At 66.7% G+C, this 12,291-nt stretch carries 16 protein-coding genes and 1 tRNA gene; 10 read left to right on the top strand and 7 right to left on the bottom strand.

Going from position 1 to position 12,291, the window contains the following annotated elements; genetic code table 11:
* Positions 1–13: 13 nt before the first annotated feature.
* Positions 14–511 carry an Lrp/AsnC family transcriptional regulator gene (locus tag F3K02_RS23885; RefSeq protein WP_177138763.1) on the bottom strand — a complete coding sequence of 166 codons (498 nt, stop codon included), beginning with the start codon at positions 509–511 and terminating at the stop codon, positions 14–16.
* A 134-nt stretch (positions 512–645) separates the two neighbouring features.
* On the opposite strand from F3K02_RS23885, the gene F3K02_RS23880 reads away from it, so the two are divergent.
* Genes F3K02_RS23880 through F3K02_RS23870 form a run of 3 tightly spaced genes read left to right on the top strand, consistent with a single transcriptional unit; the run spans position 646 to position 2,557 of the window.
* Positions 646–954, top strand: a complete 309-nt coding sequence (locus F3K02_RS23880) for a 4a-hydroxytetrahydrobiopterin dehydratase (protein WP_177138761.1) — start codon at positions 646–648, stop codon at positions 952–954.
* A gap of 2 nt (positions 955–956) precedes the next feature.
* On the top strand, positions 957–1,856 hold the full coding sequence (gene phhA / locus F3K02_RS23875; protein WP_177138759.1) for a phenylalanine 4-monooxygenase: 900 nt from the start codon (positions 957–959) through the stop codon (positions 1,854–1,856).
* Entirely contained in the window at positions 1,853–2,557 is a 705-nt protein-coding gene (locus tag F3K02_RS23870; RefSeq protein ID WP_177138757.1) for an SDR family NAD(P)-dependent oxidoreductase, read from the top strand. The genes phhA and F3K02_RS23870 overlap by 4 nt, the downstream gene beginning before the upstream one ends.
* A 9-nt stretch (positions 2,558–2,566) precedes the next feature.
* Here F3K02_RS23870 and F3K02_RS23865 read toward each other — a convergent pair whose 3' ends face one another.
* Positions 2,567–3,172 (bottom strand): CDP-alcohol phosphatidyltransferase family protein, encoded by a 606-nt coding sequence (locus F3K02_RS23865; protein ID WP_177138755.1) that lies wholly within the window; start codon positions 3,170–3,172, stop codon positions 2,567–2,569.
* A gap of 202 nt (positions 3,173–3,374) precedes the next feature.
* Here F3K02_RS23865 and F3K02_RS23860 point away from each other — a divergent pair, with 202 nt between their 5' ends.
* Positions 3,375–3,959 (top strand): sigma-70 family RNA polymerase sigma factor, encoded by a 585-nt coding sequence (locus tag F3K02_RS23860; protein ID WP_177138754.1) that lies wholly within the window; start codon positions 3,375–3,377, stop codon positions 3,957–3,959.
* Complete coding sequence (locus tag F3K02_RS23855) at positions 3,956–4,174, top strand: zf-HC2 domain-containing protein (protein ID WP_177138753.1); 219 nt, start codon at positions 3,956–3,958, stop codon at positions 4,172–4,174. Before F3K02_RS23860 ends, F3K02_RS23855 begins: the two co-directional genes overlap by 4 nt.
* Before the next feature lie 2 nt (positions 4,175–4,176).
* On the opposite strand, the gene ftsY is transcribed toward F3K02_RS23855, so the two are convergent.
* Entirely contained in the window at positions 4,177–5,232 is a 1,056-nt protein-coding gene (gene ftsY / locus F3K02_RS23850; RefSeq protein ID WP_177138752.1) for a signal recognition particle-docking protein FtsY, read from the bottom strand.
* Between the two features lie 29 nt (positions 5,233–5,261).
* Between ftsY and F3K02_RS23845 the strand changes: the two genes are divergently transcribed.
* The 5 genes from F3K02_RS23845 to F3K02_RS23825 all read left to right on the top strand — a co-directional run bounded on the left by F3K02_RS23845 (position 5,262) and on the right by F3K02_RS23825 (position 9,666).
* Positions 5,262–6,692 carry a M16 family metallopeptidase gene (locus F3K02_RS23845; protein WP_177138751.1) on the top strand — a complete coding sequence of 477 codons (1,431 nt, stop codon included), beginning with the start codon at positions 5,262–5,264 and terminating at the stop codon, positions 6,690–6,692.
* Between the two features lie 27 nt (positions 6,693–6,719).
* The gene (locus F3K02_RS23840; protein WP_177138750.1) at positions 6,720–8,069 is read left to right on the top strand and encodes a M16 family metallopeptidase; all 1,350 of its coding nucleotides are present in this window, start codon (positions 6,720–6,722) and stop codon (positions 8,067–8,069) included.
* A 127-nt stretch (positions 8,070–8,196) separates the two neighbouring features.
* A complete protein-coding gene (gene rsmD / locus F3K02_RS23835) occupies positions 8,197–8,802 on the top strand; it encodes a 16S rRNA (guanine(966)-N(2))-methyltransferase RsmD (protein WP_177138749.1) in 606 nt (201 codons plus the stop codon).
* Positions 8,803–8,852: 50 nt separating this feature from the next.
* Complete coding sequence (gene coaD, locus F3K02_RS23830) at positions 8,853–9,371, top strand: pantetheine-phosphate adenylyltransferase (protein ID WP_177138748.1); 519 nt, start codon at positions 8,853–8,855, stop codon at positions 9,369–9,371.
* Between the two features lie 10 nt (positions 9,372–9,381).
* The gene (locus F3K02_RS23825) at positions 9,382–9,666 is read left to right on the top strand and encodes a YfhL family 4Fe-4S dicluster ferredoxin (protein ID WP_177138745.1); all 285 of its coding nucleotides are present in this window, start codon (positions 9,382–9,384) and stop codon (positions 9,664–9,666) included.
* Here the strand turns inward: F3K02_RS23825 and pth are convergent.
* The 4 genes from pth to F3K02_RS23805 all read right to left on the bottom strand — a co-directional run bounded on the left by pth (position 9,630) and on the right by F3K02_RS23805 (position 12,234).
* Positions 9,630–10,277, bottom strand: a complete 648-nt coding sequence (gene pth, locus F3K02_RS23820; RefSeq protein ID WP_177138743.1) for an aminoacyl-tRNA hydrolase — start codon at positions 10,275–10,277, stop codon at positions 9,630–9,632. The two genes, F3K02_RS23825 and pth, sit on opposite strands and share 37 nt — an antisense overlap.
* 93 nt (positions 10,278–10,370) lie before the next feature.
* The gene (locus tag F3K02_RS23815) at positions 10,371–10,997 is read right to left on the bottom strand and encodes a 50S ribosomal protein L25/general stress protein Ctc (protein ID WP_177138741.1); all 627 of its coding nucleotides are present in this window, start codon (positions 10,995–10,997) and stop codon (positions 10,371–10,373) included.
* Between the two features lie 100 nt (positions 10,998–11,097).
* Positions 11,098–12,072 (bottom strand): ribose-phosphate pyrophosphokinase, encoded by a 975-nt coding sequence (locus F3K02_RS23810; RefSeq protein WP_177138724.1) that lies wholly within the window; start codon positions 12,070–12,072, stop codon positions 11,098–11,100.
* Between the two features lie 85 nt (positions 12,073–12,157).
* Positions 12,158–12,234, bottom strand: a tRNA-Gln gene (locus tag F3K02_RS23805).
* Between the last annotated feature and the right edge of the window lie 57 nt (positions 12,235–12,291).

The raw sequence follows: 12,291 nt of genomic DNA, 5'->3' as shown, positions 1-12,291 counted from the left end.
TTCGGGTGCCGTTTCAATCCAGCGGCAGCGCGCTGGTGCACTTGAGCTCGTTCAGGCAGATGCTGGAACGCACACCGCTCACGCCCGGCAGTTGCGCCAGCGTGCCAAGCAGAAAGTCCGACAGGCCCTTGAGGTCGCGCGCAACGATCTTGCAGACGTAGTCGAAATCGCCGGTCACGGCGTAACACTCCAGCACCTCGGGCATCTTGCCCACGGTGCGCTGGAACTTCAGCACCTCCTTGTGCTGCCCACGCTCCATCGACACATGCACGAACGCGGTCACACCCAGGCCGAGCCGGTGCGCGTCGAGCCGCGCCTCGTAGCGCTGGATGTAGCCCGCCTCTTCGAGCCGCCTGTGGCGCCGGTTGCTTTGCGCTGGCGAAAGGTGCACCGTCTGGGCCAGTTCCTGGTTGCTGATGCGCCCGTTGGCCTGCAGGGCCGACAGGATGCGGCGGTCCAGGCGGTCCAGCGACGACGGATGCAAGGAATCTTCGCTCATGTCGGTGTTCATGAAAGGGTTTCTTGAAAAGGCGCCGGTCGGGCGGTGAATACGAGAGCAAATTGTCTGCGATGCGGCGCAAACTGCACAACCGGTCCAGATCCGCTGGTTGGGCGCCTGGAACACCACAACGAAGGAGACCTTTCATGACCCCCCTGGATGCGCAGACGACCCGCGAGCTGATGACCGGCTTGCCCGAATGGACGGTGAACCGTGAGGGCGGTGCGATCCGGCGCACCTTCCACTTCCCCGACTTCGCCCAGGCTTTCGGCTTCATGGCGCAGATGGCCATCGTCTCGGAAAAGATGGACCACCATCCCGAGTGGTTCAACGTCTACAACCGGGTTGAGGTCACGCTGACCACGCACGACGCGGGCGGTCTGTCCACCCGCGACATCGCCTGGGCCACGCGCGCCGACGCCGCCTACGCCCCGGTGGCCCCCCGAGCGGAGTGAACATGGCAACCACCACACCCGAATCCACCAAACACGGCCTGGCCGCTGGCGCCGCCGCACAGCCCGAGAGCGCCGACTGGACCATCTCGCAGGGCTGGGAGCACTACACCGCCGCCGACCACGCCACCTGGAAGACGCTGTTTCAGCGCCAGACGAAACTGCTGCCCGGGCGCGCCTGCGACGAGTTCGTGCAGGGCATGCGCGACCTGCCGATCGGCGCCGATGAAATCCCCGATTTCCGACGCCTGAGCGAGGTGCTGATGCCGCGCACCGGCTGGCAGGTGGTGGCCGTGCCCGGTCTGGTGCCCGACGAGGTGTTCTTTGACCACCTGGCCAACCGCCGCTTCCCGGCCGGCAATTTCATCCGCCAGCCGCACGAACTGGACTACCTCGAAGAGCCCGACGTGTTCCACGACGTGTTCGGCCACGTGCCCATGCTGATGAACCCGGCCATCGCCGATTTCATCCAGGCCTATGGCCAGGGCGGCCTGCGCGCGCAGCAACTTGGCAAACTCGCGCAGCTGGCGCGCGTCTACTGGTACACGGTGGAGTTCGGCCTGTTGCAGCAGGGCGATGGCCTGCGGCTTTACGGCTCGGGCATCGCCTCGTCCTACACCGAGTCGCAGTTTTGTCTGGACAGCCCCTCGCCCAACCGCATACGCTTCGGGCTGGAGCGCGTGATGCGCACAAACTACCGCATCGACGATTTCCAGGAGAGCTATTTTGTGATCCGCGACCTCGACGAACTGCTCGAATTCACCCGCATCGACTTCGCGCCGCTGTACGAAAGCGCCGCGCAGGCGCCCGAGCTGCAGCCCGGCGACGTGCTGCCCACCGACCAGGTGTTCAGCCGCGGTGACGGCAGCTACCACCGCGCCCGGCGCACAGGAGGAACCCCATGAACCCGAAGGCCCGAACCGTTCTCATCACCGGCGCAGCCGGCAACCTCGGGCAGGCCGTGGCCCGCGCCTTTGCGGCGCGCGGTGACCACCTGGTGCTGCTCGACCGCAACGGCGAGGCGCTGCGGCGCGTGTACGGGCCGGACACCGAAGTGCTGAGCTGCACCGAGCTCGACCTGCTCGACGCGGCCCAGGTGGAGCAGGCGGTGGCCCATGCCGCCAAGTGCTTCGGCGGTGTGCACGTGCTGTGCCATCTGGCGGGCGGCTTCCGCATGGGCGAGGCCGTGCACGACACCACCGCGCAGACGCTGGACTTCCTGCTCGACCTGAACGTGCGCGCGCTGATGCCCATCGCGGCCAGCGTGGTGCCGCGGATGGTGGCGGGCGGTGGCGGCCAGATCGTCACGGTCGGCGCCATGGGCGCGCTGAAAGGCGGTGCGCAGATGGGGGCTTATGCGGCGTCCAAGAGCGCCCTGATGCGCCTGACCGAGTCCATGTCGGCCGAACTCAAGGCGCAGGGCATCAACGTCAACTGCGTGATGCCCTCGATCATCGACACCCCCGAAAACCGCGCCGCCATGCCCGACGCCGATCCCGCGCAGTGGGTGGCGCCGGAGGCGCTGGCCGACGTGATGCAGTTCCTGGCATCCGATGCGGCGCGCGCGATCCATGGCGCGTGCATCCCGGTGTCTGGTCTGAGTTGAGGCGCAGGCTCAGCGAAACCGCTGCCAGCCCCAGGCTATGCGCAGCGCGATGGTGAAGGCGCACAGTACGGCAAAGCCGTAGGCGATGAGTGCGAAGTGGCCGGGCCACAGGCACATGGCGGCGAAGGCGGCGATGGTTTCGGTGGCTTCGGTCAGGCCGCCAAGAAAGTAGAAGCTCTTGTCCGGGAAGGCGACCGATTGCAGCCGCCGCTTCTCCGCCACGATGGCGAAGGCCAGGAAGCTGCTGCCGGTGCCGATGAAGGCCGCGAGCAGCACCGCGGCGGGCAGGGCGTTGGCGGCCGGGTCCGCGATGGCAAAGGCCAGCGGGATGGCGGCGTAGAACAAAAAATCGAGCGTGATGTCGAGAAACCCGCCGCGGTCGGTGGGCCGGGTGGCGCGGGCGACGGCACCATCCAGGCCGTCCATCAGGCGCGAGAGCAACAGCAGCGCCAGGCCTGGCAGGAAGTGCTGGAAAGCGATCGCCGCGGCGGCGGCCATGCCGAGGGCGAAGCCGGTGAATGTGATCGCGTCGGCGCCGATGCCCAGGCGCACCAGCCCGCGCGCGGCGTGTGTCATGAGCGGGCGCAACGCCTGCTGGACGGGCTTATCCAGCATCGGGCAATGCCTCCGTCGGTGCTGACGGTGTGCGGGCGCTGTACAGCAGGGGGGCGGTGTGCATGGGCTGGTCGTCTGGAGGGAGGGCGTCGTGGGCGGGTGGCCGGTGGGATGTTAACCAGTGACCTCGGGTTGCTTCGGTGAGAACCCCTTGGTCGACCGGTGGCTCCACTCCTTACACTGGCGGGCAACCCACACCACCATGCCACCCCAGATCCCCACCGACTTCGAACAGCAACTGGTCGAGCAGCGCAGCTACCTGATGCGCTTCGCTCGCCTGCAGCTTCGCAACGACGCCTGGGCCGAGGACGCGGTGTCGGAAACCATGCTCGCCGCGCTGGCCCGGCCGCAGGCCTTCGAGGCGCGTTCACAGCTCAAGACCTGGCTGGTCGGCATCCTCAAGCACAAGATCATCGACTCGATGCGCCAGCGCCAGCGCGAGGTGACACTCGACAGCGGCTCGGACGACGACAGCGCCGACCCGCTGGAACACATGGCCTTCAAGGCCGACGGGCATTTTGCGGAGAAACCCGCCGACTGGGGCAACCCCGAGCAGGACCTGAAAAGTCGCCAGTTTTTTGCCATCCTGGAGGCCTGCACCGACAAGCTGCCCGCGGTGCAGGGCCGCCTGTTCCTGATGCGCGAGTGGCTGGAGCTCTCCAGCGACGAGATCTGTAAGGAACTCGCGCTGACCCCGACCAACCTCTACGTCCAGCTGCACCGTGCCCGTCTGCGCCTGCGCGAATGCCTGGACCTCAACTGGTTTGCCCAAGCCCCGACGCCATGAAAGCCGCCTACCCGTTCCGCCGCACCTGCAAGGAAGTGTCCGCGCTGCTGATCGCGCGCGAGGACCGTGAACTGCCCCTGGGCGAGCGGCTGGCCTTGCGCCTGCACCTGGCCATGTGCCAGGCCTGCCCGCGCTTCGAGCGGCAGGTGCTGACCATGCGCAACGCCATGAAGCAGTGGCGCAACTACAGCGCCGACGACGACACCGCGTCCTGACTTCAGTTCAGCAGCGCCTGCGCGAACTCTTTCGCGTCGAAGGTTTCCAGGTCTTCCAGCTTTTCACCGACGCCGATGAAGTAGATCGGCACCGGCTTCTCACGCGCAATCGCGCAGATCACGCCGCCCTTGGCCGTGCCGTCGAGCTTGGTGATCACCAGGCCGGTCAGGCCCAGCGCTTCGTCGAACGCCTTCACCTGCATGAGCGCGTTCTGCCCGGTGTTGCCGTCGATCACCAGCAGCACCTCGTGCGGCGCGGTGGCGTCGGCCTTCTGCACCACGCGCTTGATCTTCTTGAGCTCTTCCATGAGGTGCAGCTGAGTCGGCAGGCGGCCGGCCGTGTCCACCAGCACCACGTCCCTGCCGCGCGCCTTGCCGGCGCTGACCGCATCAAAGCTCACCGCGGCCGGGTCGCCGCCTTCCTGCGTGATGATCTCCACCGTGTTGCGGTCGGCCCAGACGGCGAGCTGCTCGCGCGCCGCGGCGCGGAAGGTGTCGGCCGCGGCCAGCAGCACCGTGGCGCCTTCGTTGGCCAGGTGGCGCGTGAGCTTGCCGATGGAGGTGGTCTTGCCCGCACCGTTGACACCCGCGACCATGATCACCGTGGGCTTGTGTTCACCGATCACCAGCCGCTTCTGCAGCGGCGTGAGCAGGTCGGCAATCGCTTCGGCCAGCAGTCCTTTGACGGCGGCCGGGTCGGTGGTCTTGTTGTCCTTGACGCGCCGCTTCAGGTCGGCCAGCAGGTGCTCGGTGGCCTTGACGCCGGTGTCGGCCATCAGCAGCGCGGTTTCCAGCTCTTCGTAGAGCGCATCGTCGATCTGCGTGCCGGTGAAGACCGTGGCGATGCTCGAACCGGTCTTGCGCAGACCGGCCTTGAGCTTGTCGAGCCAGCCCTTGCGGGGCTCCGCAGCTGGGGGCGCCACCGAGGCCGGCACCACGACCACCGGGGTGGGCGCTGGCGCTGCAACCGGTGCGGCGGCGGTGACGGGCGCCGGAGCAGCGGGTACAGGAGCGGGTTCGGGAGGGGTGGGGGGCTTTTTTCGGAAGAACGAGAACATTTGGGAATCTCTTGTATCTTCACCATTCTATGAAACGCAGCTTTCACTCTCTCTGGGGCCGTGCGCTGGTCTTGCTGGTGCTCGCCGTTCCGGTGGGCTGGGCCGGTGCCGCCGCGCCTCCGGCTGAATCCAAGGCGCAGCGCTTCACGCTCGCCAACGGCATGACGCTGATCGTCAAACCGGACCGGCGTGCGCCCACGGTGGCCCACATGCTTTGGGTGCGCGTGGGCGCGATGGACGAGGTGGACGGCACCAGCGGCGTGGCGCACGCGCTGGAACACATGATGTTCAAGGGCACGCCCGACATGAAGCCCGGCGAGTTTTCGCGCCAGGTGGCGGCACTGGGCGGGCGTGAAAACGCGTTCACCAGCCGCGACGCCACCGCCTACCACCAGCAGGTGCCCGCCAGCCGGCTGGAGGCCATGATGCAGCTGGAGGCCGACCGCTTTGCCCGCAACCAGTGGGCCGACGACGAATTCGTTCGCGAGATCGAGGTCATCAAGGAAGAGCGCCGTCAGCGCACCGAAGAGTCACCGCGCGCCCGCATGTTCGAAGCGCTCAACGCCATGGTGTTCCAGGCCAGCCCATACCGCCGGCCCGTGGTCGGATGGATGAGCGATCTGGAGGCCATGACGCCCCAGGACGTGCGCGACTTCTACCAGCGCTGGTACACGCCGTCGAACGCGGCCGTGGTGATCGCCGGCGATGTGGACGCGCTTCAGGTGCATGCGATGGCCGAGCGCATCTACGGCCGCATCCCGGCGCGCGCGGTGCCGCCGCGCAAGCCGCGCGAAGAGCCTGCGCAGGCCGGGCCGCGACGGCTGGACTACCGGGCGGCCGCTGACCAGGCCCTGGTGGCGCTGAGCTTCAAGGTGCCGCGCTGGAGCGGTGGTGAGGATGCCGCCAGCCAGGACGCGCTGGCGCTGACCGTGCTCTCGGCCGTGCTCGATGGCTACAGCGGTGCCCGCCTGGAGCGTTCGCTGGTGCAGGGCACGGGCAGGGGCGGCAAACGCATCGCTGACAGCGCCAGTGCTTCGTATGGCCTGATGGGCCGCGGTCCGCAGCTGTTCATGCTGGTCGCCGTGCCGGCCCAGGGGGTGTCCGCCAACACCGCCGCGGCCGCGCTCCGGACCGAGGTGACCCGCATCGCGCGGGAAGGTATCAGCGAAGCCGAGCTGCAGCGCGTCAAGACGCAATGGATGGCCGGCGAAATCTACAAACTCGACTCGGTGTTCAACCAGGCGCAGGAGCTGGGCAGCTACTGGGTTCAGGGGATGGATGTGGACACCGGCGAGCGCCTCATGAGCCGCTTGCGTCAGGTGTCGGCGGCGCAGGTGCAGGCGGTGGCCCAGCGCTACTTCAGCGACGAGCAGCTCAGCACCGCGGTGCTGGTGCCCGATCCCTCGCGCCGCGAGGCAGCGCCACCGGCCACGCCCCGACCCGCGCTCTCGCGCCATTGAGCCGTCCCACCTGAACGATCCCCACGCATGCCGACCTTCACCCGTTTCCTGACCCGCACCCGATGGTTGCCCCTGCTGCTCGCCGGGCTGGGGGCGCTCACCGGCGCCCGCGCCGCGATCCCAATTGAACACTGGACGCATGCCAGCGGCGCGCGCGTCTACCTCGTGGCGAGTCCGTCGATCCCGATGCTGGATGTGCAGCTGAATTTTGACGGTGGCAGTCGCCGCAATCCCGCCCGTCAGGCCGGCCTGGCCGGCGCCACGGCCGGGATGTTGCTGGCCGGCGTGCAGGCACGCGATGGCCAGCCGGCGCTCGATGAAAACCAGCTCGGCGAGGCCTGGGCCGACCTGGGTGCCCAGTTCAGCGCGCAAGCCAGCAGCGACCGCTTCAGCCTGTCCCTGCGCTCACTCACCGAGCCCGACCTGCTGGCGCGAGCGGTGGCTCTGGCGGCGCGCCAGCTCGCGGCGCCGGCCTGGCCCGAGAAGGTCTGGCAGCGTGACCGCGAGCGGTCCATCGCGGCACTCAAAGAGGCCGAGAACCGCCCGGGCACCCACGCCGGGCGCGCATTTTCCCGCGCGGTGTTCGGCGACCACCCCTATGGTTTCGAGCCCGACGCCAAGACCCTGGGGGCCATCGGCGTGGCCGACATGCGCGCGTTTTACCGGCGCCATGTGGCGACCTGCCGGGCGCAGGTGACGCTGGTGGGTGCCATCGACCGCGCCGGGGCCGAACGCATCGTCGGGCAATTCATGACCGCGGTGCAGCCGCACGGGTGTGTGGCATTGCCGCCGGTGCCCGAGGTGCAAGCGCTGACCCGCGAGCAGACGCTGCGCCTGCCGTTTGCGGCGGCCCAGGCCCAGGTGCTGATCGGGCAGCCGGGCGTGCCGCGCAACGACCCCGACTTCTTCCCGCTGTTTGTGGGCAATTACATCCTGGGCGGCGGTGGTTTCGTGTCCCGCCTGACCACCGAAGTGCGCGAGAAGCGCGGCCTGAGTTACAGCGTCTACAGCTACTTTGCGCCCGGTCTGCACGCGGGCGCTTTCCAGCTGGGCTTGACCACCCGGCCCGACCAGGCCGATCAGGCCATCGGTGTGGCGCGGGATGTCGTGCGCCAGTTCGTGGAGCAGGGGCCGACCGAAGCCGAACTGCAGGCCGCCAAGGACTACCTGATCAACGGTTTCGCGCTGCGCATCGACAGCAACCGCAAGCTGCTCGACAACGTGTCCAACATCGCGTGGAACGGGCTGCCGCTGGATTACCTCGACACCTGGACCGACCAGGTGCAGCGCGTCAGCGTGGCCGACATCCGCCGCGCCTTTGCGCGTGTGCTGCAGCCCGATCGCATGGTGACGGTGGTGGTCGGAGCTGGACAATGACCCACCCCCGCCGCGCTGCGCGCGACCCCCTCCAGGGGGCGATGCGGTGCGGCCCGGCGGAGCCGGTTCCGCCGCATCCTGGGTTGGGCATTTCTCGCCGGTCACACCGGCTTGGTAAGCTCTCTGCATGAAAAAGTCCGTACCCCGTCCCACCGTCAACGCGCCGCACGAAGTCCGCATCATCGGTGGTCTGTGGAAGCGCACGCCGCTGCCGGTGGCCGACCGCCCGGGGCTGCGGCCCACGCCCGTTCGTGTGCGCGAAACCCTGTTCAACTGGCTGGGCCAGGACCTGACCGGCTTTCGGTGCCTGGACGCCTTTGCCGGTACCGGCGCCCTGGGCCTGGAGGCGGCATCCCGCGGTGCGGCCGAGGTGGTGCTGGTCGAGCAGGACGCGCACCTGATCAAGACCCTGAGCGCCCTCAAGTCCAGGCTGAAAGCCGACGCCGTGCGCGTGGAGCGGGGCGACGGGGTGACGGCTATGCAGCAACGCCGTGGCCAGGGGCTGGATCTGGTGTTTCTCGATCCACCCTTTGGTGAGGAGGGCAACGACGCGCTGTTCACCGCTGCCTTGCAGGCCGCGCGGCAGTGCTTGCGCGACGATGGCCTGATCTACCTGGAGGCGCCGCGCGTCTGGAGCGACGACGAGCTCGCGCAACTGGGCCTGCAGCTGCACCGCCAGGGCAAGGCCGGCGTCGTGGCCTACCATCTGCTGCGCCCCCTGCCGCCTCAGTGACTTTCGTCGGCGGTCCCACGGCGGCCAGACCCCTCGCGCATAATTCCCGGATGAATTCCGAGTCCTCTCTGGCAGCTAAAAACTCCCGCATCGCGGTCTACAGCGGCACCTTCGATCCGCTGACCCTGGGTCACGAAGACGTGGCCCGCCGAGCCGCGCTGCTGTTCGACGAAGTGATCATCGCCGTGGCGGTGGCCCACCACAAGAAGACCCGCTTCAGCCTGCGGGAACGCATGGACATGGCCGCCGAAGCCATGGCCAGCACGGGTGGGCACATCCGTGTGCTCCCGTTCGAAGGCCTGATCATGGATTTCTGCCGCCAGCAGGGCGCTCGTGCCGTGGTGCGCGGCGTCCGCAACCTGACCGACTTCGACTACGAGGCCCAGATGGCCGCGATGAACCGCAAGCTCAACCCGGCCGTGGAGACGGTGTTCCTGCTGCCGCAGGCGGAACTGCAGTGCATTTCCAGCACGCTGGTGCGCGAGATTTCCACCCTGGGTGGCGATGTGTCGCAGATGGTGAGCCCGGCGGTGGCGCAGCGCCTGGCACCGCGGCCCTTGCAGGCCTGAGGACCCGGTTATGGCCCTGATGATCACCGCCGAGTGCATCAATTGCGATGTCTGCGAACCCGAGTGCCCGAACCAGGCCATCTACATGGGCGAGGAGATCTACGAGATCGATCCCGCCAAGTGCACCGAGTGCGTGGGACATTTTGACGAGCCCCAGTGCATGCAGGTGTGTCCCGTCAGCTGCATCCCGGTGAACCCGGAACACATCGAGAGCCACGAAACGCTCTGGCAAAAATACCAGCGCCTGCAGAAAGCGGGTCAGTCCTTGACGGCCGAGGGTGGACCTTCGGCCTGATCTGCGGCTGGGGCAGGGCGCGGCGGTTTCGGGCGCGGGGGCTTGCTGGTGTGGATCAGCGCTGTCGCTTTGTCCATTTCACCGGCGATCAGCTGGGGCAGTGCCTTGAGGCTGCGGTCCAGCGCCTGGGCGATGGCGATGCGGTCGTCGGGCGACGGCTTTTTCAGCACCCAGTTCGCCACTTCATTTTTGTTGCCCGGGTGCCCGATGCCGACGCGCAGCCGCCAGTAGTCGGCGCTGCCCAGCTGGGCGTGGATGTCGCGAAGACCGTTGTGGCCGGCGTGCCCGCCCCCCTTTTTGAGCTTCACTTCGCCGGGTGGCAGGTCGAGCTCGTCGTGCACCACGAGCACTTCTTCCGGCGCGATCTTGAAAAACCGCGCCAGCGAGCCCACCGATTTGCCCGAGAGGTTCATGAAGGTCTGCGGCTCGACCAGCCAGACGCTTTGCCCGCCCACGGAGGTGCGCGCGACCAGGCCGAAGTGGCTGCGCTCCATCTGCAGCGACACCTTGAGCAGGCGCGCCGCTTCATCCACCCACCAGAAACCGGCGTTGTGGCGGGTATGTTCGTATTCAGGACCTGGATTGCCCAGGCCGGCGATGAGCTTGATCATGCGCAGATTATCGGGTGGCAGGAATGAAAAAGGCCCGCGTGAGCGGGCCTTCGAGGGGCAAAGCGATCCGGTGCCGGGCCGCCAAGGCAGAACTTACTTCTTGCCTTTGCCCTTTTTCTTGTCGTCGACTGCGGCCACGACGGGAGCGGCAACCACTTCCTTGACCGGCTCGACCAGCGTGGCCACCGTCAGGTTGGTGCGGCCGTGAAGCACGAGCTTGATGCCCTTGGGCAGCACGATGTCGCCGGTGTGAACGGTCGAACCCGTGGTGACGTTGCTCAGGTCCACGGTGATGTGCTCGGGCAGCTGGGTGGCCAGGCACTCGATTTCGATTTCGGTCATCACGTGGCTGACAGCGCACTTGTCGGTCTTGACGGCCGGCGACTCTTCAGCGCCCACGAAGTGCAGGGGCACCTTCTTGTGCAGGCGGGTCTTGTCGTCCACGCGCTGGAAGTCCACGTGCAGCACGAGGGGCTTGAAGGGGTGGTACTGCACGTCGCGCAGCAGCACTTTCTGGGTCGTGCCGGCGAGTTCCATGTCGAGGATCGAAGCGTGGAAAGCTTCTTTCTTCAGGGCATGCCACAAGGCGTTGTGATCGAGTTCGATCGTGGCGGCGGGCGTTTCGCCACCGAAAACGATACCGGGCGTGCGACCGGTGATGCGGAGACGGCGGCTCGCACCCGTACCCTGCTTGGCGCGCTCAAAAGCGACAAATTGCATAACTGACTCCTGTAGAGGGGTTCCGCGACCAGAACGCCTCGGTTGAAAAAGGCCGCTTGCTGAATGTGCAGGGCGGCCTGCTTTTTGTTGCTGTCAGGCCTTAGAAAAGGTTGTCCTGATCGGCAAACAAACTCATGACCGACTCACCCGAGGCGATGCGCGCGATGGTTTCGGCCATCAGCGGCGCCACGGAGAGCTGGCGAATCTTGGAACAGGCCTGAGCGGCCTGCGACAGGGGGATGGTGTTGGTCACCACAACCTCGTCCAGTGCATTGCCTTTGGCCAGGCGTTCGATGGCGGGGCCCGAAAAAATGGGGTGGGTGCAGTAGGCGTAGACGCTTTTGGCACCACGCTCTTTCAGCACCTCGGCGGCTTTCACCAGCGTGCCGGCGGTGTCGATCATGTCGTCCATGATCACGCAGTTGCGGCCTTCGATGTCACCGATCACGTGCATGACTTCAGACACGTTGGCCTTCGGGCGGCGCTTGTCGATGATGGCCATGTCGCAATTGAGCTGCTTGGCCAGCGCACGGGCGCGCACCACGCCGCCGACGTCGGGCGACACCACCAGCAGGTCGGTGTAGTTCTTCGCGCGCAGGTCGCCCAGCAGCACCGGCGAGGCATAGATGTTGTCCACCGGAATGTCGAAGAAACCCTGGATCTGGTCGGCGTGCAGGTCCATGGTGAGCACGCGGTCGACACCGACCGCTTGCAGCATGTTGGCCACGACCTTGGCCGTGATCGGCACGCGGCTCGAACGCGGGCGGCGATCCTGGCGGGCGTAGCCGAAATAGGGGATGACGGCCGAAATGCGCGAGGCCGAGGCCCGTTTGAGCGCATCGACCATGATGATGAGTTCCATCAGGTTCTCATTGGTCGGCGCGCAGGTCGACTGGATCACAAAGACTTCGCGGGTACGCACGTTCTGCGTGATTTCCACGGTGACTTCACCGTCGGAAAAGCGACCCACGTTGGCCGAGCCGAGCTGGGTACCGAGGTGCTGGGCGATTTCGGCGGCCAATACCGGATTGGCATTGCCGGTGAAGATCATGAAATCCGGGGGCTGAACTTGCATGGTGTTCCCAGCTGCATCAACGGCAAAAAAAGTGGCCGCTTAACGTGTGTCGAAGCGGCCCGGCCGGTACGTGTTTCAAAAAATCTGGCAGGGGAGGAAGGACTCGAACCCTCGCATGCTGGAATCAAAATCCAGTGCCTTTACCAACTTGGCGACTCCCCTACGCAGGTCATCTGTTTGGCGATGAAGCCGGACAGACAACCCAAAAACATGTCGCAG

The sequence above is a fragment of the Hydrogenophaga aromaticivorans genome (genome assembly GCF_013387465.1).
Lineage (GTDB): Bacteria > Pseudomonadota > Gammaproteobacteria > Burkholderiales > Burkholderiaceae_C > Hydrogenophaga > Hydrogenophaga aromaticivorans.
Note: the sequence above shows the minus strand (reverse complement) of the source record. Positions and strands in the feature narration are given on the sequence as shown.